Origin of the sequence: Burkholderia sp. AU45388 (genome assembly GCF_030481585.1) — a bacterium.
Lineage (GTDB): Bacteria > Pseudomonadota > Gammaproteobacteria > Burkholderiales > Burkholderiaceae > Burkholderia > Burkholderia sola.
Genome location: NZ_JAUJPV010000016.1, coordinates 15,141 through 35,431 on the forward strand (window position 1 = coordinate 15,141; position 20,291 = coordinate 35,431).

Here is a 20,291-nt window from a genome sequence, read left to right on the forward strand (position 1 = left end):
CGCCATCGACATGACTACGCCACGCCCCACTCCCCGGGCGGACACACCGCTCGATCCGATCATCCAGCTGCTGGCGCTCGCCGGCGAGCAGGGTTATCTGACGCACGCCGATCTCGTCGACGCACTGCCGCCCGAAAGCGACAGCCCCGACGCGCTCGAGGTCGTGCGCGCCGCGCTGGCCGACATCGGCATCGCGGTACTCGACGAGCCGGCCGTGCCTGCACCGTTCGCCGGCGCGGCGCCGGCCGAGGTCGATCGCGACGCGCTCGACGAAGGCCGGGCCATGCTCGGCGACCTCGCGCGCGGCACGAGCGCGTCGACCGATCCGCTCGCGCTCTACATGCGGCGCATGCACGCGGTGCCGCTGCTCACGCGTGAAGGCGAAATCGTGCTCGCGCGCGAGATCGAGACGGGACGACACCAGGTACTGCATGCGATTGCCGGTTATCCGCCCGCGGTCGACGCGCTGCTACAGCGCCATCGCGCGACGGGTACAAGCGGATCGTCCGATGAAGAGGATGGCGAAACGCCCGCGCCCGCCCGCTACGACGCGCTGCACGCAGCGGTATCGGCGTTGCGCGGCGCATTGCATGCGCAGGGCAGCCGTTCGGCCGAGTACCGCGACGCGCGCAACCACGTGGCGACCCTGCTCGGTTCGCTCGCGTGGGTGGCGCCGGCCGTCGACGACGCTAGCCGTGCCGTGCGCACGCTCGCCACCGCTCGCGACGATCCGTCGGCGGCCGACGACGCCGCGTGCTTCGACGCGGTCGCGCGGCGCGCACTCGCAGCCGCGTTGAGCGACGGCCAGCAGAAAGTGCGCGATGCCACGCGCGCGATGCTGGAGGCGAACCTGCGGCTCGTGCTGTCGATCGCGCGCAAGTACCTGAACCGCGGCGTCGACCTGTCCGACCTCGTGCAGGACGGTTGCCTCGGCCTGATGCGCGCGATCGAGAAATTCGAATACCGGCGCGGGTTCAAGTTCTCGACCTATGCGACCTGGTGGATTCGCCAGGCGATCGCGCGCGCGGTCGCGGATCGCTCGCGCACGATCCGCGTGCCGGTGCACGTCGGCGACCAGTACCAGCGCGTGCAGCGGCATGCGCTGCGCTTTCGCCAGCGCACCGGCCGGCGGGCCACGCCGGCCGAGCTCGCGGCCGAAGCCGGCCTCGACGAAGGCAAGGTGCGCGCGGTGCTCGCGCTGCCGGCCGAGCCGGTCTCGCTCGACACGCCGCTGCCCGACGCGGACACCGGCCTCGTGGAGCTGATCGAGGATCAGGCATCGGCCAGCCCGTTCGAGCAACTGGCCGACACGCGCATGCGCGAATGCGTGCGGGCGCTGCTGCGCTCGGTCACGCCGACCGAGGCCGACGTGCTGCGCCGGCGGTTCGGCCTCGGCGGCGCCGAACCCGACACCTACGACGCAATCGCGCAGGATGCGGGGATGTCGCGCGAGCGCGTGCGGCAGATCGAGAAACGGGCGCTCGCCGCGCTGCGTACGGCCGCCGAGGCCGAGAACGCGCAGTCGTTTCTCGACGCGTAACCGCCTCGCGCAGCGCACGGTCATGCCCCATTCCGGCACGACCGTGCGCTGCGCGCCTGTGTTACGTTTGCCATTGACGCGCATCAAGTTTCCTTGATCGCGCGTCGCGACAATGGTTGACAGCCGACCGGCGCATCGTTCGCCGCGTCCATTCCGTTTGAGCTTTCCGGGTCCCTTGCCATGCAGTCGACCGTCAGCCAGACGTACGAGGAAAACCGGCCTGTCGCGGCCTGCCTGCGCGAGGCCGCGCAGTGGCTCGTCGACCAGGGCGCGAACCCTTACCGGGCCGCCGCGTACCGCGCGGCAGCCGATACGGTCGACGCGCTCGACCGCGACATCCGTACCGTGTTCGATACCGGCGGCGTCGAGGCGCTCGGCGCGCTGCCCGGCATCGGCGCGGGCGTCGCGCAGGCGATCGCCGAACTGCTGGTGACGGGGCGCTGGCGCCAGCTCGACCGCTTGCGCGGCGACGCGGAACGCGCGTCGGCCTTCGAAGCGGTGCCGGGCATCGGCCACGCGCTCGCGCTGCGCATTCACGATGCGCTGCACATCGATACACTGGAGGAACTCGAGCGCGCGGCCCGCAACGGCCAGCTCGAAACGATCGCGGGCGTCGGCCCGCGACGCGCGGCCGGCATCCGCGCCGCGCTCGACGACGTGCTGAGCCGCCGCCGGCGCTGGCAAGGTCACATGCAACACGCGGGCCGCGGCACGGAACCGCCCGTCGAACTGCTGCTTTACATCGATCGCCAGTACCGCAACAAGGCGGCAGCCGGCGTGCTGCCGACGCTCGCGCACCGGCGCCTGAACGCGGACGGTTACGTGCCGCCGCCCGTGATGCACATGACCAAGGGCGGTTGGCATTTCACGGTGCTGAGCCAGCATGCGGCCATGCGCACGCCGGAAGCCGAGCGCCCGACCGACTGGGTTTCGCTCTACTTCTACGACGCCGTGCAATGCGAGCATCAGCGCACCGTGTTCACCGAAACGGACGGCGCGCTCGCCGGCAAGCGGATCGTGCGCGGGCGCGAGATGGAGTGCCGCGTGTATTACGCGGGGTGAATCAGGCGTCTGCGGTTTCGAGGCGGTACGGGGGGCATCGCCTTCTCACGATTCGGCGCGTCGCCGCCGTTAGGTCGCACGTCGCCGCCCTCCTGCCGAACCGCTACCGTATCGCCCGCCTCGCGCCCGCTCGCCGCCTACGCACCTTCCGCCTTCGCGCGGCGCGCCGGATGACGATGCGCGGCAATGCGCAGCAGCTTCTGGAACGACGGGCATTCGAGATGGTTCGCGGCCGGGCACACGGCCGCATGCCGCAGCGCATCGCGCACCGCGCCGAGACGGCGGATCGTGCGGTCGAGCTCGTCGGCCTTCCCGTCGAGTTTCGCACGATCGATCGCGGGCCGCCCGTCCGCGCCGACCATCGCGAGGATGTCGTCGAGCGAGAAACCGGCCTCGCGGCCGAGCGCGATCAACGCCAGGCGTTCCAATACCGACGCGTCGTATTGCCGCCGCAGCCCGTGCCGGCCGATCGGAACGATCAGCCCCTTTTCCTCGTAATAGCGCAGTGTCGACGCGGGCAATCCCGTGCGCCGCGCGACGTCCGCAATATCCAGTCGGCTCATGCTTGACCTCAAGTGAACTTGAAGCTGCAAGATAGTCGCCCGAGTCCATGAAGACAAGCCCGGCCCATCATGAAACCGCTGAATCCGCGTCGTATTCCGCTGTACTGCATCCCCATCGCCGCCCGCTGTGGAGGGGCGCGATGAGCATGCCCGACGTCCTGCTCGAACTGCCGTTGATCGGCGCGGGGGCCACGCTCGTGATGGATCTGTGGACGCTGTTCCGGCGGCGCGCGTTCGGCATTCCGTCGCTCGACTACGCGCTGGTCGGCCGCTGGCTCGGCCACATGACGCACGGCCGGTTCCGGCATGCGTCGATCGTCGCCGCCGCACCCGTGCGCGGCGAACGCGCACTCGGCTGGATCGCGCATTACGCGATCGGCATCGCGTTCGCGGCACTGCCCGTGCTGATCGCCGGCCCCGCGTGGATCAGCGCGCCGACGCCGCTTCCCGCACTCGTCGCCGGGCTCGCGAGCGTGGTCGCGCCGTTCTTCGTGATGCAGCCGGCGTTCGGCTTCGGTATCGCGGCGTCGCGTACGCCGCAACCGGGCGTCGCGCGCCGGCGCAGCGTCGTCACGCATCTGTCGTATGGGGTGGGACTCTATCTCGCGGCGTACACACTCGCGGCGCTGGCCGGTTGACCCGCGCCCCGGCGTACGCCCAGCCGCCCGTGCGGCGCGCCTTCACTGTCGTTCTACGCGCGGCCGAGACTGCATAAAGCATTCTCGCTGCCCTGTGCACCGACCGGGCGCCCACGTCACTCGCCGCCGCAGTCGATCAGGTTGCGGCGCACGCGCCCGAGCAACCGCACCAGCGTATCGCGCTCGTCGGGCGTGAAGCCGCGCAGCCCGTCGTCGGCGACCGTATCGCCCACCTCCAGCATCTGCGGAAAGATCTCGCGCGACTTGTCGGTGAGCCGGATCACGAACGCGCGGCGGTCGTCGTCGTTCGCGATGCGTTCGATCCAGCCATAGCTTTCCATCCGATCGAGCAGCCGCGTGAGCGAGATCGGCGTGATCTCGAGCCATTCGGCGAGGCGTGCCTGGTTCATCTCGCCCTTCCACGTCAGGTAAGCGAGCACGCGGCTTTGCGCCCGCGTCAGCCCGATGCGCTTCGCGCGCCGGTCGAACAGGCGACCGTTCAGGCGGGCCACGTCGGCGATCAGATAACCGATCCGGTTCTCGTAGGTCTTGTCCATGCGGCGATTATAGGGTCAACCCGGAACCGGCCCACGGCTCGCGCCCCGGACATAAGCGAATATATAATAAGCACACTTATAATTTGCGCCACACCGGATCGCCGACCACGCCGACCACCCCACGGAGACACGCGCTTGAACCCCGCCGCCGCCGCGCCCGCCGCGCCCGCCCTGAACCGGCCGATGCTGACCTTGTCGATCATGCTCGCCACGCTGATCCAGACCCTCGACAGCACGATCGCGAACGTCGCGCTGCCGCACATGCAGGGCACGCTGTCCGCGTCGCAGGACGAGATCACGTGGGTGCTGACCTCCTACATCGTCGCCGCGGCGATCGCGACGCCGCTCACGGGCTGGCTGTCCGACCGGTTGAGCGTGAAGCGGCTGCTGATCGTGTCGATCGCGGGCTTCACGGTGGCGTCGGCGCTGTGCGGTCTGTCGGAGACGCTCGTGCAGATCGTCGGCGCGCGATTGCTGCAAGGCGTGTTCGGCGCCGCGCTGGTGCCGCTGTCGCAGTCGATCCTGCTCGACATCAACCCGCGCGAGAAACAGGGCCAGGCGATGGCGATCTGGGGAATGGGCGTGATGGTCGGCCCGATCCTCGGCCCGACGCTCGGCGGCTGGCTCACCGACAGCTACAACTGGCGCTGGGTGTTCTTCATCAACGTGCCGATCGGCGCATTCGCGCTGGCCGGCGTGATGACCTTCCTGCCCGGGCGCCCGCCGCGCCCGCACGTGAAATTCGACGCATTCGGCTTCGCGACGCTTGCGCTCGCGATCGGCGCATTCCAGGCGATGCTCGACCGCGGCGAACAGCTCGACTGGTTCGGTTCATACGAGATCCGCATCGAGGCACTCGTCGCGGCGCTCGGCTTCGCGTTCTTCCTCGTGCATACGGCGACCGTCGGCAAGGCGTCGTTCTTCAAGTCGGAACTGCTGCGTGACCCGAACTTCGCGACCGGCACGCTGTTCATCTTCGTGGTCGGCGCGGTGCTGTACGCGACCCGCGCGCTGCTGCCGCCGATGCTGCAGAACCTGATGGGCTACCCGGTCGCGACGACGGGCCTCGTCACCGCGCCGAGCGGCGCCGGCACGATGATCGCGATGCTGTTCGTCGGGCGATTGTTGAAGTACGTGGACGCGCGGGCGCTGCTGTTCGCCGGGCTGGCGATTTCCGCGCTCGCGCTGTGGCAGATGATGCAGTACACGATCGTGCTGTCCGAGGCGGACATCGTGTGGCCCGGCGTGATCCAGGGCTTCGGACTCGGGCTCGTGTTCGTGCCGCTGAGCGCGCTGTCGTTCTCGACGCTGCCGCCCGAGCTGCGCGCGGACGGCACGGCCACCTACAGCCTGATGCGCAATATCGGCAGCAGTATCGGCATCTCGATCGTGCAGACGCTGATGACGCGCAATACGCAGGTCGCGCACGCCGACCTCGCGACCCACGTCACGCCGTTCGACCCGGCCGTGCAGGCGCTGGCGGGCAGCCGCGTCGACATCGCGCTGCTCGACCGCACGATCAACCAGCAGGCGGCGATGATCGCGTACCTGAACGACTTCAAGCTGATGTTCGTCGCGACGCTGCTGATGATCCCGCTGTTGCTGCTGATCCGCCCGCCGCAGAAAACGGCGAGCGTCGACGTCGCGCATGCGGCGATGGATTGACGATGCATAGGACGTGCGCGCAGCGCGTGCGCCGCACGCATGCCAGTCGCTCAGGCCTTCATCGAGCCGGTCCGCACGTAGCGCTCGTGCCACGACAGCGCCTCGGCGAGCAGATGCGGGGTGTGCTTGCCGAAACTCTCGCGCGACGCGCGCTCGAAATAGTCCTCGAGCATCGGCCGGTAGTCCGGGTGCGCACAGGTCGCGATGATCTTGCGCGCGCGCTGCTTCGGCGACAGGCCGCGCAGGTCGGCCAGCCCCTGCTCGGTGACGACCACCGCGACGTCGTGCTCGGTATGGTCGACGTGGCTCGCCATCGGCACGATGCGCGAGATCGCGCCGCCCTTCGCGGTACTCGCCGACATGAAGCACGACAGATAGCCGTTGCGCGCGAAGTCGCCCGAGCCGCCGATGCCGTTCTGGATCTTCGTGCCCATCACGTGCGTCGAGTTCACGTTGCCGTAGATGTCGGCCTCGATCATCCCGTTCATCGCGATGCAGCCGAGCCGGCGCACGAGTTCCGGATGGTTGCTGATCTCCTGCGGGCGCAGCACGATCTTCTCGCGGAACGTCGCGATCTCGTCGGCGAAACGCTGCACGGCGGCCGGACTCAGCGACAGCGCGGTGGCCGACGCGAAGCTCAGCGTGCCGTCGTCGAGCAGGTCGAGCATGCCGTCCTGGATCACCTCGGTGTAGGCCGTCAGGTTCGAGAAGCCGGCCGAGCTGAGTTCCGCGAGCACCGCGTTCGTGATGTTGCCGACGCCCGACTGCAGCGGCAGCAGGTTTTCCGGCAGGCGGCCGCGCTTCACTTCGTGGCGCAGGAAGTCGATCAACTGCAGCGCGATCTGCTTGGACGTCGCATCCGGCGCGGAGAATGCATTGCTGCGATCGGGCGCGTCGGTCTCGACGATCGCGACGATCTTGTCGGCCGGGCAACGCAGATACGGCTCGCCGATCCGGTCGTCGCTCTTCGTCAGCGGAATCGGCTTGCGGTGCGGCGGCAGCGCGGTGCCGTAGTAAATGTCGTGCATCCCGTCGAGGCCGAGCGGCTGGCGCGTATTCACTTCGAGGATCACGTGCTTCGCACGCTCGAGCCAGGTCTTGTTGTTGCCGATCGACGCGGACGGGATCAGCAGCCCGTCCTCGCGGATGCCCGCGACTTCGACGATCGCGACGTCGAGATCGCCGTACAGCCCGAACCACGCGTATTGCGCGACGTGGCTCAGGTGGACGTCCTGGTAATCGACTTCACCGCCGTTGATCTTGTCGCGCAGCGTCGGGTCGGACTGGTACGGCAGCCGCATCGAGATGCCGTCGGTGCGGGCGAGCGCGCCGTCGAGTTCGGGTGCGGTCGACGCGCCCGTCAGCACGTTGATCCGGAAGTCCTCGCCGCGCGCGTGCGCCGCGTCGATGTGGGCGGCAAGCGCGGCCGGCACGGCCTTCGGATAGCCCGACCCGGTGAAGCCGCTCATGGCGACGGTCATGCCGGGGCGGATCAGCGCGGCGGCTTCGTCGGCGGTGCGGACGAGCGAACGCAGGGCGGGAGCGAGGATGCGTGAAGAAGACATGGCTGGTTATCTGACGCTTTGGTCTGTCGTTGACGTCGCGGGGGGTGTCTCCTGAGCGACGCGAAGCCCTTGAGGCCGCGAGGGGCGGCCCGGCACCACGGGCACGGTCGGAGTATCGCAGAGGCCATCGCCGCGAAATGTCCGCCGGATGCAAAAGATCCTTGCCGGATTTGCCGGGTATCGAACGAGCGTTCTGTGACAGGCGATCCGCCCGCGCCGGACGCGCGCGAAAGGGACGCGAAAGCATCGGGCGAATCGCCGGTTCGCGATCGCCGGCCGTCGCGTATCGATCGGCCGATTTGAATCGACATTGACGACCTTTGGCTCGGTAATCGCCGATACCCGCCCGGCGCGGCCGATTGTCGCCCGATGCGGTTTTTCCGGCGCTGACGGAGATCAAGCTCGCATGGGCTGCGCCACACCCGCCGGGCGGCGCGAAAAACACCGCCTCGTCGGCCCGCGAGGGCCGTCCGGCCTTGACAGGCGCGCGACGCGAACCACACTGGAAGCGGGCCCGGCCGCCGGGTTGGCCGCCTCGTTCGCAGGTGCGTTTTTGAACCGGCCGATGCCTGCAAGACGCGGTAACACTCCCGCATGTCAGGACATTGATCGAATAAAAAGCACCAAATTACAATTCCGTATATATTTCGCCGATGGACCAAAGAAAAACCGCCAAACGCCCCGAGCCGCCCCCGCCACGCACCTGGGATGCGCGGCTCGCGCGCTCGCTTGTCCGGCCGCTCGTCGATACGCCGGTCACGCCGAATCACCTCACCACCCTTCGTCTGCTGATCGGCCTCGCCGGCGCCTGGTGCCTCGCGCACGGCGGCTTCGGCTGGAGCAATGCAGGCGCGTTCCTGATCGTGCTGTCGAACTTCGTCGATCACACCGACGGCGAACTCGCGCGCATCAGCGGCAAGTCCAGCAAGATCGGTCATTTTTACGACCTCGCGGCCGATGCGCTCGTCACGGTCGCGCTATTCGTCAGCATGGGCGTCGGCATCGTCGCCCAGGGCGGCCAGATGGCCGCGTCGCCGGTGCTGCTCGGCGCGGTCGCCGGCGCGGCCGTCGCGCTGATCTTCTTCCTGCGCATGCGGATCGAATCGATCGCCGGCAAGGCCGGCACGAAGCAGGCGTTCGCCGGCGGCTTCGAGACCGAAGACGTGCTGTACCTGCTGCCGATCGTGACGCTCGTCGACGGCGTCGAGCCGTTCCTGCTCGCGGCGTCGATCGGCGCCCCGCTGTTCGCCGCCTGGGTCGTGATCGACTGGTGGCGCATCGTGCGGCGCGGCAACCTCCCGCAGAACCCGGCCGCGCAGAACCCAACCGAAATCCAGGCTTCCAAATGACTCCTAGCACGCGCGACGATTCCGTGCTGAGCCCGGCACGTCCCGCGCCCACGCCCGTGCGCGCGGCCGTGGCCGATCCCGATCGCACCGTGGCCGACCGCGTCGGCCAGCTCGACCTCGACCGCCTGCGCGGCGACTACACGCGCCAGGGTTCGTTCCTCTACCTCGACACCTTCCTGCCGGCCGACGCGCACGCGAAGCTCGCGAACGCCGCCCGCGCGATGCAGGCCGGCCTGAACCGCAACTACCTGCCCGGCCACAAGCAGGGCGGCAGCGTGAGCCGCCATACGATCGACGAGCAGGCGCCGTACATCGCCGAGCTGTATCGCTCGAAGGCGCTGATCGGCTTCCTCGAGAAAATCACGGGCGACAAGCTGATGCTGTCGCCGGACGACGATCCGCACGCGTACGCACTGTATTACTACACGAAGCCCGGCGACCACATCGGCTGGCACTACGACACGTCGTACTACGATGGCCGCCGCTACACGCTGCTGATCGGCGTGATCGACGAATCGTCGTGCCGGCTCGACTACGAGCTGCATACGCGCAACCCGGACGTGCCTGACCAACCGGGCTCCGTGCAGATCGCCGACGGCGGCATCGTGCTGTTCGACGGCGACAAGCTGCGCCACCGCATCACGCCGCTCGGCCAGAACGAGATGCGCGTGTCGCTCACGTTCGAATACGTGACGAACCCCGGCATGCGGCCGTGGAAACGCTTCATCTCGAACATGAAGGACGCGATCGCGTATTTCGGTTTCCGCCAGGTGTTCAAGCAACTGGCCACGCGACGCACGAGCGGGTCATGACACGCGCGGGCCTCATCCTGCTGTCCCTCGGGACCGCACTCTTCGTCGCACTGCTGGCCTGGCAGGGCGTCGGCGCGGTGGCGTCCACGCTGCTCGCGGCCGGCTGGGGCCTCGCGCTCGTCGCGGCGTTCCACGTCGTGCCGCTCGCGATCGACGCGGTCGCGATCTCCGTGATGTTCCGCCGCGGGCAGCCGGGCGCCGAGTTCGGCAACGCGCTGCGCGCGCGCTGGGTCGGCGAATCGGTGAACAGCCTGCTGCCCGCCGGGCAGATCGGCGGCCCCGTGCTGATGGTGCGCTACCTCGCGCAGCGCGGCACGCGGATGGCCGACGCGGCCGCCGCCATGACCGTCGGCACGACGATGCAGGCGCTCGCGCAGATGGCGTTCGCGCTGATCGGCATCGCCGCGTTCAGCCTGTATGCGACGCACGAGTCGGTCGCGTACCTGCGCACGCCCGCGCTGATCGCCACCGGCGTGCTCGGCGCCCTCGCCGTCGCGTTCTACGCGGCGCAGCGGCGCGGGCTGTTCGGCCGCGGCCTGCGTCTCGCGTCGAAGCTGCTCGGCCCGCGCGACTGGTCGTCGCTGGCCACGCGCGCCGACGCGATCGACGACGCGGTCGGCGCGCTGTACCGCGATCGCGCGAAAGTCGCGAAGACCTTCGCATTCAGCCTCGTCGGCTGGATCGTCGGCACCGCGGAAGTGTGGCTCGCGCTGCACTTCCTCGGACACCCGGTCAGCTGGCTCGACGCGCTGCTGCTCGAAAGCGTCGGCCAGGCGATTCGCGGGGCGGCCTTCGCGATCCCGGGCTCGCTCGGCGCGCAGGAAGGCGGCTATCTGCTGCTCGCGCCGCTGGTCGGCCTGCCGCCCGACGCGGCGCTCGCGCTGTCGCTCGCGAAGCGCGCGCGCGAACTCGCGCTCGGCCTGCCCGGCCTGCTCTATCTGCATTTCAGTGAAAGAAACTGGCAGCGGCGCCGTGCGCCGCAGCCGCTCGCCGACTGATCGTTCAGATCGCCGGCTTTTTGGTTGGAGAACCCATGCGAGCCATCATTCTTGCGGCAGGCCTAGGCTTGCGCCTGCAACAACCGCCCGAGGCGCAGTTCCCGAAGTGCCTGCTGCGCTTCGACGACGTGTCGCTGCTCGAGCGCCATCTGCGCGTGCTCGACGCCGCGGGCGTCGACGAAATCGTGCTCGGGCTCGGCTTCCAGCACGAGAAAGTCGAGCAGGAGCTGAAGCGCCTCGGCCGTACCGCCGAGATCGTGATCAACGACCGCTACGACCTCGGCAGCGTGCTGACCGTGCATACCGTCGCCGATGCGATGACGCGCGGCGGCGACGTGCTGCTGATGGACGCGGACGTGCTGTACGACGAGAACATCCTGCACGCGCTGGTGGCCGATGCCGACAAGACGGTCGACCGCCTGCTGATCGACCGCGACTTCGAGGCCGGCGACGAGCCCGTCAAGCTGTGCCTGAAGAACGGCGTGCCGGTCGAGCTGCGCAAGCAGCTCGCGGTCGACCTCGACTACGACACGATCGGCGAATCGGTCGGCTTCTTCCGCTTCACCGAAGGCACCGCGCGCCGCCTCGCGACGATCGTCGCGGGCTACGTCGACAGCGGCCGCGCGAACATGCCGCACGAGGAAGCCGTGCGCGACCTGCTGCTCGAAGGCGGCCATTCGTTCGACGTCGCCGACGTCACCGGCTCGCCGTGGATCGAGATCGACTTCCCGAACGACGTCGCACGCGCGACGCAAGACATCCTTCCCCTGATTCAACGCACCACTGCCGGAGCCGCACGATGAACGCACGCGAACCCAACTTCACCGAATCGCGCAGCGCGCGCCTGCGCCGCATGCTCGTCAGCAGCGATCTCGAATTCCTGATGGAAGCGCACAACGGCCTGTCCGCGCGGATCGTCCGCGAGGCCGGCTTCAAGGGCATCTGGGCGTCGGGCCTCGCGATCTCCGCGCAGTTCGGCGTGCGCGACAACAACGAAGCGAGCTGGACCCAGGTCGTCGACGTGCTCGAGTTCATGGCCGACGCGAGCGACCTGCCGATCCTGCTCGACGGCGACACCGGCTACGGCAACTTCAACAACGTGCGCCGCCTCGTGAAGAAGCTCGAACAGCGCGGCATCGCGGGCGTGTGCATCGAGGACAAGCAGTTCCCGAAAACCAACAGCTTCATCGGCGGCGAGCGCCAGCCGCTCGCGGAGATCGACGAGTTCTGCGGCAAGATCAAGGCCGGCAAGGATTCGCAGACCGATCCCGACTTCTCGATCGTCGCGCGCGTCGAGGCGCTGATCGCGGGCTGGGGGATGGACGAGGCGCTGCGCCGCGCGAACGCGTACGCGGAAGCCGGCGCCGACGCGATCCTGATCCACAGCAAGCTGTCGCGCCCGGACGAGATCCTGCAGTTCGCGCGCGAATGGAGCGGCAAGGCGCCGCTCGTGATCGTGCCGACCAAGTACTACAGCACGCCGACCGACGTGTTCCGCCAGGCCGGCATCAGCACCGTGATCTGGGCGAATCACCTGATCCGCGCGTCGGCATCCGCGATGCAGGCGACCGCGCGCGAGATCCACGAAAGCGAAACGCTGATCAACGTCGAGGACCGCGTGGCATCGGTCAACGAGATCTTCCGCCTGCAGGACGCCGACGAGTACTCGGCCGCCGAGCGTATCTACCTGTCGTCGTCGTCGCGCGCGTCGAATGCCGCGATCGTGCTTGCCGCGAGCCGCGGCAAGGGCCTCGAAGCCGTGACCGAAGACAAGCCGAAGGTCATGCTGCCGGTCGCCGGCAAGCCGCTGCTGCGCTGGCTCGTCGACGGCTTCAAGACGCACGGCGTGAACGACATCACCGTGGTTGGCGGCTATCGCGCCGATGCGATCGATACGTCGGGCATCAAGCTCGTCGTCAACGAGCGCCACGCGCAGACCGGCGAGCTCGCGTCGCTCGCATGCGCGGCCGAACGCCTGACCGGCGACACCGTGATCTCGTACGGCGACCTGCTGTTCCGCAGCTACATCGTGCGCGACCTCGCGGAGAGCGAGGCCGAGTTCAGCGTGGTGGTCGATTCGTCGCTCACCGAGACCAATCAGAGCGTGCGTGACTTCGCCCTCTGCTCGGCGGCCGACGACCGCGGCCTGTTCGGCCAGAAGACCTATCTGCAACGCGTGTCGAGCGACGTCGCGACGGGCACGCCGCACGGCCGCTGGATCGGTCTGCTGAACGTGCGCGGCGCCGGCGTCGATCGCCTGAAGGCGATGCTCGCGACGCTGCAGACGCGTCCTGACTTCGACACGCTCGACATCCCGTCGCTGCTGAACGAACTGATCGCCGCCGGCGAGAAGATCGAGGTGCAGTACGTGCACGGCCACTGGCGCGGCGTCAACGATCTGGAAGACTTCCGTCGCGCGGGCGACTTCGCGCACGGCCAGACGCCGCTGTCCGAACCGGGCGCCGGCAACGGGGGCGCGCAATGATCGAAGCGGCCCAGTTCGTCGAGGCCGCGCGTGAACGCGGCTTCGACTGGTACGCGGGCGTGCCCTGCTCGTACCTGACGCCGTTCATCAATTACGTGCTGCAGGACCCGACGCTGCACTACGTGTCGGCCGCGAACGAAGGCGACGCGGTCGCGCTGATCGCGGGCGCGACGCTCGGCGGCAAGCGCGGGATCGCGATGATGCAGAACTCCGGGCTCGGCAACGCGGTGAGCCCGCTCACGTCGCTCACGTGGACGTTCCGCCTGCCGCAGTTGCTGATCGTCACGTGGCGCGGCCAGCCGGGCGTGGCCGACGAGCCGCAGCACGCGCTGATGGGCCCGATCACGCCGGCGATGCTCGATACGATGGAGATTCCGTGGGAGACGTTCCCGACCGACCCCGAACAGGTCGGCCCGGCACTCGACCGCGCGATCGCGCACATGGACGCGACGGGCCGCCCGTACGCGCTCGTGATGCAGAAAGGCAGCGTCGCGCCGTATGAGCTGAAGGCGAACCCGGCCGCGAAGCCGCGCGCGCACGTCGCCGCCCAATCGTCGTCGCGCGCCGCATCGGCCGACGCATGGCCCACCCGTCACGACGCGCTGCAGCGCGTGATCGCGCACACGCCGGTCGATTCGACCGTCGTGCTCGCATCGACCGGTTTCTGCGGCCGCGAACTCTACGCGATCGACGATCGCCCGAACCAGCTGTACATGGTCGGCTCGATGGGCTGCGTGACGCCGCTCGCGCTCGGTCTCGCGCTTGCGCGCCCCGACCTGCGCGTGGTCGCCGTCGACGGCGACGGCGCCGCGCTGATGCGCATGGGCGTGTTCGCGACGCTCGGCACCTATGGCCCGGCCAACCTCACGCACGTGCTGCTCGACAACGGCGCACACGAATCGACGGGCGGCCAGGCAACGGTGTCGCAGCATGTGTCGTTCGCGGGTGTCGCGGCCGCCTGCGGTTACGCGTCGGCGGTCGAAGGCGATACGCTCGACGTGCTCGATGCGACGCTGGCCGCGTCGGGCGATGGCGCGCAATTCGTTCGCGTGGCGATCCGCACGGGCGTGCCCGACGGCCTGCCCCGCCCGACCGTCACGCCGGTCGAGGTCAAGACGCGTCTGATGCGGCACATCGGCGCCGAGCAGGCCGAAGCCCACGTTGAAGGAGCCCATTGATGCTGCTGCTGAACCCCGGCCCGGTCACGCTCACCGAGCGCGTGCGCCGCAGCCTGCTGCAACCCGATCTGTGCCATCGCGAAGGCGAATTCTTCGACCTGCAGGATGAAGCGCGCGCGCGCCTCGTCGCCGCGTACGAGCTCGATCCGGCCGAATGGGCCGCCGTGCTGATGACGGGTTCGGGCACGGCCGCCGTCGAGAGCATGATCGCGGCGCTCGTGCCGCAGGACGGCAAGCTGCTCGTGATCGAGAACGGCGTGTACGGCGAGCGGATCACGCAGATCGCCACGCAGTACGGCATCGCGCATGACGTGTTGAAGCATGAGTGGATGCAGGCGCCGGATCTCGCGCAGATCGCCGCGAAGCTCGATGCGGGTGGGTACTCGCATGTCGCCGTGATCCATCATGAAACGACGACGGGCCGGCTGAACGATCTCGATGCGATCGCCGAAGTCTGTCGCGCGCGCGGCGTGAAGATGCTAGTCGATGGCGTCAGCAGCTTCGGCGCGGAAGCGATCGATTTTGCAGGCGGCGTCATCGATGCGGTTGCCGCGACCGCGAACAAGTGCCTGCACGGCGTGCCGGGCGCGGCGTTCGTGATCGTGCGCCGCAGCGCGCTCGTGAAGGCCGCGAGCCGGACTTACTACCTCGATCTCGGCCGGCTTGCGAAGCTGCAAGATCAGCGGAATACGCCGTTTACGCCGTCGGTGCATGCGTATTACGCGCTCGTCGAGGCGCTGCGTGAGTTCGATGAGGCCGGCGGCTGGCGCGCGCGGCATGCGCATTACAAGGCGCTTGCCGATCAGGCGCAGGCCGGGCTTGCGGCGCGCGGGATGCCGCTGGTGCTGCCGGAAGGTGCGTCGTCGGTCGTGCTGCGTGCGTATCGGCTGCCGCCGGGTGTGACATACGAAGCGCTGCACGACGGGCTGAAGGCACGTGGCTTCGTGATTTATGCGGGGCAAGGCGGGCTGTCGAAGGAACTGTTCCGGATCTCGACGATGGGCGCGATTCAGGCGGCCGATGTCGAGCGGTTGCTGGAAGGGTTTACGGCGCTGACGCGGTAAGCGTTGTCCGTAACTTCGTCGACGAAAGGCCCGCAAGGGCCTTTTTTGTTGTCATTTGCACATTCTTGGGGCGTGGAACACGTTGTCGGCATTCGGCCAGACGCTGCCATCCGACGACCCTGCCTCAAAGGAGTCGCTCATACTTCCGATAGGCTCGAAGTCGGCGCCCTGCAACTGAGATGTAGAACGATATGGTTGAAGGCTGGCACGGAGACGATTACATCGTCCTATTTGTAGACGAAGAGGCATCGGCCACGGCGAGCGCCTGCGGATTCAACACGGCGCTTCCCGGCTTCTCACTTCTGGGGCTCCGAGGTTGGCAAGATTTCATCGTCGAAGATGAGGCCGGGGCGACTTTCACGATCCCCTGTGTTCCGCTGGATACACGTTACCTTGCATCGTTCAATCTTCCGGTTCCGGATGACCTCGAGCCTGATCCGCGACTCGCTGGAAAGGTCAAATGGCTGGTAAAGCCACTGATTTTCGGTGGACGCGCAGACGCCGAGGAGAACGTGTCATGGATCACGCATCAGCAGCACGGAGAACTCGTGCGATGGTGGAACGAGCAGTACAGGTTCGCCAAGACCTCGCAGACTTAACGAAGCCAACGCCTCGGATCGGCCACTAAGAGCCATTCGACCGAAGTGTTAGGATGAACGACATTTCACGGTGACGTGAGCGCGCCGCGTGCCTCGGCAACAAAATCCAACCAGTTCGAAACGAATTCGAGAACCGCATGTCCTTTTATCGAAAACTGGCGTTATACAGTGACCAGGAGATTCCAGCTAATGAAGAAATGGATGATCGCCTTCTACGGTTGATCGGGCGACCGCAGCCAAGGATTGGGTATATCCCTGCGACAAGTGATCTCGAGCGCGCTTACTTCCAGCGTAAAGCTGACTACTATGCTGGGATCGGTGCGAATTTGGCTGTGTACGTAGACCCTAGTCAAGAGACATCGGAAGCAGAATGGAAAACTCTGTTGTCATGTGATGCGATCCATCTCTCAGGCGGAAATACGTTCTCGTTCTTATCGTGGCTACAGCGACAAAACGTACTGCCGATCCTGACCCGATACGTATCGGAAGGAGGCGTGCTGGTCGGTGTAAGCGCGGGTGCTATCTTGATGACACCAAGCGTGGATTCGGCGTTACTGTGCGGCGACGTTCGGGATGAGCCGTTAATCGATCATGCGGGACTTGGCCTTGTCGATTTCCATTTTTGGCCACACTTCAATTCTGACAGTGTTACCCGAGATCAGTTGAGATTGTCTTCTACAATCCCGCATCTCTATGCATGTCCTGACGGTGCAGGGATTGTCATCGATGGCAACGAAGTCGAGCTATTCGGACAGGTTCATCGATACGATTTCGGAGAAATTCGTCCTACGTCGCATGAGGATTGAAGTTGCCCCTTCTCTCGCATCAATTGTGCGGATGGACCGTGTTCGGTTTTTGAATGTTTGCTTCGTAGAAAAGCGACTGTCCCTTGTGGGTCGGTAAGCGACTCTCACGCATATCAATGAAAACAACATCTCCGATCACGACAATGAGAATCCTTCGCTTCGCCCCGCTGCTGGCGCTCGCCGCCGCCCCCATGGTTCACGCCGCCGACAGCCAGTCTTGCAGCGACGAAACCGTCACCGCCGTCGCCCGCTGGGCCGGCATCGCGAGCGCACGCATCGCCACGCGCGACGCGGACCGGCTCGTCGTTGCGTCGGCGTGCAAGGCCATGCCGAATGCACCGGAAACGACGATCGCGGCCGTCGCGTTCGATTCGCTGCCGAAGAGCAAGAACCCGGACGAAAGCAAAAAGGTGCAGGTCGTCGCGCTCGTCGAGGGCGGCAAGGTTATGGCGGCCGATCGGTCGCTGGTTGAAGAGGATGCGGCGACGGAGATCGGCGAGAACAGCTATCGGATCGACACGGCGCCCTACCGTTTGTCGCCCGACGTGCGCGCGTTCGGCGTCGTGTTTACCAGCAGCGCACGCGGGCCGAGTTGCCCGGATGCCAACGCCGGTGAAGAGTTGACGCTGTGGGTGCGCGAAGGCGACCGTATCCGCCCGGTGTTCGGTACGAATCTGTACGGCTGGGTCAGCGTCGAAGGCGACGCCTGCGGCCCCGGTGCCGGCGATGCGCGCAGCGAAGAGGCCCGCATGACCATCGCAGTCGAGAAAACGTCGAGCCATGGCTTCGCCGATCTATCGATCACGGCACACATCACGAAGACGCAGCGCAAGAACGGCGATTACTCGGATACGGGCAAGCGCACGGCGCGCACGATCGTCCGCTACGACGGCAAGTCCTATGGAATCGACATGTTCCGGACCTTCTGGTATTCGCCGGCCGCGATGAAACTTTTCAAGTAACGCCATGGGCACGACGTCACTCCGCCCGCCTACTCCACCACCTTCGGCCCGATCGCCTCGGTCGGCGCCGGCATCCGCAACGCGTCGTCCCGCACGCGTCGCGCCTCGCGCGCCGTGTAGCGATCCTTCAGCCGCAGGAACGGTTTTTCGACGAGAAAATAGCTGGCGGTCGCGGCCATCGACGCCCACACGATGCCGAGCGGAAACCCGTGCGGCACCGGCAATCGCGGGTTCGCAAAAGGCTGCTGCCACAGATACAGGCTGAACGAGATCGTGCCGACGAACACCACCGGCCTGGCGCGCAACCAGCGCGCGCACCAGAACTCGCCGCGAAAATTCAGCACGACGATCACGATCGCGATCAGCGCGGCTTCGAGCGTCACGCCATACGTCGCATTCCAGAAGCCGCCAAGCCGGTGTTCGGCGAGCGGCATGCCGAGCAGCACGCTGAAGACGAGCGCCGTCACGATGCGCGCCTCGCCGCGCCACGAGCCGATCCATGCTTCGAGCCGCTCGCGGTTGAGCGACGCATAGCAGCCGATCAGGATCGGATCGACACCCGTATGCAGCATCATCCCGAGTTGTCCGCGCAGCGCGGGCGCGAGGAAATACGTGGTCGCACGCACCAGCGGCACGATCAGGATCAGTGCGGCCAGCCAGCGCGTGCCGGCGCGGCGGATGCCGAACACGAACAGCAGCGGCCAGAACCAGTAGAACTGCTCCTCGAGCGCGAGCGACCAGAAATGGCCGAGGTACCACGCGCCGTCCGGATGCAGCGCGTTGTCGCCGGTCAGCCCGAACCACGCCGAGTAATTCCACAGGTGTAGCGCAGCATAAAGCCACTGCCGGCGATCGACGTCGAACCCGCCGGCGAACGCCACGATCGCGACGGCCGCGAGATAGACGTAGCAGGCCGGCCAGATCCGCAGCGCGCGGCGCACGTAGAACGACGTCAGCGCGATGCCGCCCGTGCGCGCGAACTCGGCGCGCAGCACGTTGGTGATCAGGAAGCCGCTCAGCACGAAGAAGATCAGCACGCCGAGCCGGCCGTCGGCGATCAGCCGCAACGGCGCGTACCAGCCGGTATAGCCGCCGGGCAGCACATGCTCGGCATGACCGACGACGACCATCGCGACCGCGACGGCGCGCAACCCGGTCAACTGCGTGACGCGATGGTTCATCGGCTGGTTTCCGTTGGCACGGTGAAGGAGCGGGAACGGGCCGGCGCCCAATCAGCCCGCCGACCTGCCGCCGGATTTTGTATGAAAAATATCGGAATGAAATTGCTTCAAAAATCCACGTGATACGTGCCGTCGACGAGGCGACGCCGCGCCACGACGCACCAACGTCAGTCGCGACGAATGGGCATAATGACGAACCTTGTCCGACGGCGGCCGGTCCGATGCCCACGCAACGATTTTTGCGGTGCAGCAATCTCCGCGGCACCGTACCGGCCCGCACACCGGCCCGCGCCTCGTCGGCGCCCTGTCGCCCCTCATCCGGAGTCTGCCTGTGTATCCACCGATCGAACCTTACGCCCACGGCCACCTCGACACCGGCGACGGCCACTGCCTCTACTGGGAGCGCTGCGGCAATCCGGCCGGCAAGCCCGCCGTGTTCCTGCACGGCGGCCCCGGCGCCGGCTGCGGCCCCGACCATCGCCGTCTGTTCGATCCCGAGCGCTACGACATCCTGCTGTTCGACCAGCGCGGCTGCGGACGCTCGACGCCGCATGCGAGCCTCGAGAACAACACGACGTGGGATCTGGTCGCCGATATCGAACGCCTGCGCGAAATGGTCGGCGCCGAGCAATGGCTGGTGTTCGGCGGCTCGTGGGGCAGCGCGCTGGCGATCGCGTACGCGGAGACGCACCCGGAACGCGTGAGCGCGCTGATCGTGCGCGGCATTTTCACGATGCGTCGTGCGGAACTGCTGTGGTACTACCAGGAAGGCGCGTCGTGGCTGTTCCCCGATCTGTGGGAAGACTTCGTTGCGCCGATTCCGGAAGCGGAGCGCGGCGACCTGATGGCCGCCTACCATCGCCGGCTGACCGGCGACGACGAAGCCGCGAAGCTGGAAGCCGCACGCGCGTGGAGCATCTGGGAGGGCCGCACGATCACGCTGCTGCCCGATCCCGCGCTCGCCGCGCACTTTGCGGACGGCCATTACGCGCTCGCGTTCGCGCGGATCGAAAACCACTACTTCGTGAACAAGGGCTTCGTCGAGGAAGGCCAGTTGTTGCGCGACGCGCATCGTCTCGCCGGCATTCCGGGCGTGATCGTGCAGGGCCGCTACGACATCGCGACGCCGGCGCGCACCGCATGGGAGTTGTCGAAGGCGTGGCCGGACGCGACGTTCGACATCGTGCCGGGCGCCGGGCACGCGTACAACGAGCCGGGGATTCTGGAGGCGCTGGTCGCGGCGACGGACCGGTTCGCGAGCTGACGG

Annotated in this window: 19 protein-coding genes; 15 read left to right on the top strand and 4 right to left on the bottom strand. The window is 67.2% G+C overall.

Features of this window, described 5'->3' with window-relative positions; genetic code table 11:
* The first annotated feature begins 10 nt into the window (after positions 1-10).
* Complete coding sequence (locus tag QZM72_RS23245) at positions 11-1,540, top strand: sigma-70 family RNA polymerase sigma factor (protein ID WP_089469587.1); 1,530 nt, start codon at positions 11-13, stop codon at positions 1,538-1,540.
* A 180-nt stretch (positions 1,541-1,720) separates the two neighbouring features.
* Complete coding sequence (locus tag QZM72_RS23250) at positions 1,721-2,602, top strand: helix-hairpin-helix domain-containing protein (RefSeq protein ID WP_301739345.1); 882 nt, start codon at positions 1,721-1,723, stop codon at positions 2,600-2,602.
* A 137-nt stretch (positions 2,603-2,739) separates the two neighbouring features.
* On the opposite strand, the gene QZM72_RS23255 is transcribed toward QZM72_RS23250, so the two are convergent.
* The gene (locus tag QZM72_RS23255; RefSeq protein ID WP_089469585.1) at positions 2,740-3,165 is read right to left on the bottom strand and encodes a helix-turn-helix domain-containing protein; all 426 of its coding nucleotides are present in this window, start codon (positions 3,163-3,165) and stop codon (positions 2,740-2,742) included.
* A gap of 140 nt (positions 3,166-3,305) precedes the next feature.
* On the opposite strand from QZM72_RS23255, the gene QZM72_RS23260 reads away from it, so the two are divergent.
* Positions 3,306-3,803 carry a DUF2938 domain-containing protein gene (locus QZM72_RS23260; RefSeq protein ID WP_301739346.1) on the top strand — a complete coding sequence of 166 codons (498 nt, stop codon included), beginning with the start codon at positions 3,306-3,308 and terminating at the stop codon, positions 3,801-3,803.
* A gap of 116 nt (positions 3,804-3,919) precedes the next feature.
* On the opposite strand, the gene QZM72_RS23265 is transcribed toward QZM72_RS23260, so the two are convergent.
* Positions 3,920-4,360 carry a MarR family winged helix-turn-helix transcriptional regulator gene (locus QZM72_RS23265; protein ID WP_011547936.1) on the bottom strand — a complete coding sequence of 147 codons (441 nt, stop codon included), beginning with the start codon at positions 4,358-4,360 and terminating at the stop codon, positions 3,920-3,922.
* Between the two features lie 135 nt (positions 4,361-4,495).
* On the opposite strand from QZM72_RS23265, the gene QZM72_RS23270 reads away from it, so the two are divergent.
* The gene (locus QZM72_RS23270) at positions 4,496-6,025 is read left to right on the top strand and encodes a DHA2 family efflux MFS transporter permease subunit (protein WP_301739347.1); all 1,530 of its coding nucleotides are present in this window, start codon (positions 4,496-4,498) and stop codon (positions 6,023-6,025) included.
* A 50-nt stretch (positions 6,026-6,075) separates the two neighbouring features.
* Here QZM72_RS23270 and QZM72_RS23275 read toward each other — a convergent pair whose 3' ends face one another.
* Positions 6,076-7,590, bottom strand: coding sequence for an acetyl-CoA hydrolase/transferase family protein (locus QZM72_RS23275; protein ID WP_301739348.1), 1,515 nt, complete (start codon positions 7,588-7,590; stop codon positions 6,076-6,078).
* A 653-nt stretch (positions 7,591-8,243) separates the two neighbouring features.
* Here QZM72_RS23275 and QZM72_RS23280 point away from each other — a divergent pair.
* The 10 genes from QZM72_RS23280 (at position 8,244) to QZM72_RS23325 (ending at position 17,843) form a co-directional block, all read left to right on the top strand.
* Positions 8,244-8,939, top strand: coding sequence for a CDP-alcohol phosphatidyltransferase family protein (locus QZM72_RS23280; RefSeq protein ID WP_089469581.1), 696 nt, complete (start codon positions 8,244-8,246; stop codon positions 8,937-8,939).
* A complete protein-coding gene (locus QZM72_RS23285; RefSeq protein ID WP_301739349.1) occupies positions 8,936-9,751 on the top strand; it encodes a 2OG-Fe(II) oxygenase in 816 nt (271 codons plus the stop codon). Before QZM72_RS23280 ends, QZM72_RS23285 begins: the two co-directional genes overlap by 4 nt.
* The gene (locus QZM72_RS23290) at positions 9,748-10,749 is read left to right on the top strand and encodes an HpnL family protein (RefSeq protein WP_089469579.1); all 1,002 of its coding nucleotides are present in this window, start codon (positions 9,748-9,750) and stop codon (positions 10,747-10,749) included. The genes QZM72_RS23285 and QZM72_RS23290 overlap by 4 nt, the downstream gene beginning before the upstream one ends.
* A gap of 35 nt (positions 10,750-10,784) precedes the next feature.
* Complete coding sequence (locus QZM72_RS23295; protein WP_089469578.1) at positions 10,785-11,552, top strand: NTP transferase domain-containing protein; 768 nt, start codon at positions 10,785-10,787, stop codon at positions 11,550-11,552.
* Complete coding sequence (gene aepX / locus QZM72_RS23300) at positions 11,549-13,234, top strand: phosphoenolpyruvate mutase (protein WP_301739350.1); 1,686 nt, start codon at positions 11,549-11,551, stop codon at positions 13,232-13,234. Before QZM72_RS23295 ends, aepX begins: the two co-directional genes overlap by 4 nt.
* The gene (gene aepY, locus QZM72_RS23305; RefSeq protein WP_301739351.1) at positions 13,231-14,412 is read left to right on the top strand and encodes a phosphonopyruvate decarboxylase; all 1,182 of its coding nucleotides are present in this window, start codon (positions 13,231-13,233) and stop codon (positions 14,410-14,412) included. The genes aepX and aepY overlap by 4 nt, the downstream gene beginning before the upstream one ends.
* A complete protein-coding gene (locus QZM72_RS23310) occupies positions 14,412-15,476 on the top strand; it encodes a 2-aminoethylphosphonate aminotransferase (RefSeq protein WP_069618296.1) in 1,065 nt (354 codons plus the stop codon). The genes aepY and QZM72_RS23310 overlap by 1 nt, the downstream gene beginning before the upstream one ends.
* A gap of 191 nt (positions 15,477-15,667) precedes the next feature.
* Complete coding sequence (locus QZM72_RS23315; RefSeq protein WP_301739352.1) at positions 15,668-16,075, top strand: hypothetical protein; 408 nt, start codon at positions 15,668-15,670, stop codon at positions 16,073-16,075.
* 137 nt (positions 16,076-16,212) lie between these two features.
* Positions 16,213-16,881: a Type 1 glutamine amidotransferase-like domain-containing protein gene (locus QZM72_RS23320; protein ID WP_301739353.1), complete on the top strand. Its 669-nt coding sequence runs from the start codon at positions 16,213-16,215 to the stop codon at positions 16,879-16,881.
* A gap of 143 nt (positions 16,882-17,024) precedes the next feature.
* Complete coding sequence (locus QZM72_RS23325) at positions 17,025-17,843, top strand: multidrug ABC transporter ATPase (RefSeq protein ID WP_301739403.1); 819 nt, start codon at positions 17,025-17,027, stop codon at positions 17,841-17,843.
* 29 nt (positions 17,844-17,872) lie between these two features.
* Here QZM72_RS23325 and QZM72_RS23330 read toward each other — a convergent pair whose 3' ends face one another.
* The gene (locus QZM72_RS23330) at positions 17,873-19,024 is read right to left on the bottom strand and encodes an acyltransferase (RefSeq protein ID WP_301739354.1); all 1,152 of its coding nucleotides are present in this window, start codon (positions 19,022-19,024) and stop codon (positions 17,873-17,875) included.
* A 331-nt stretch (positions 19,025-19,355) separates the two neighbouring features.
* On the opposite strand from QZM72_RS23330, the gene pip reads away from it, so the two are divergent.
* Positions 19,356-20,288: a prolyl aminopeptidase gene (gene pip / locus QZM72_RS23335; RefSeq protein WP_301739355.1), complete on the top strand. Its 933-nt coding sequence runs from the start codon at positions 19,356-19,358 to the stop codon at positions 20,286-20,288.
* Positions 20,289-20,291: the final 3 nt, after the last annotated feature.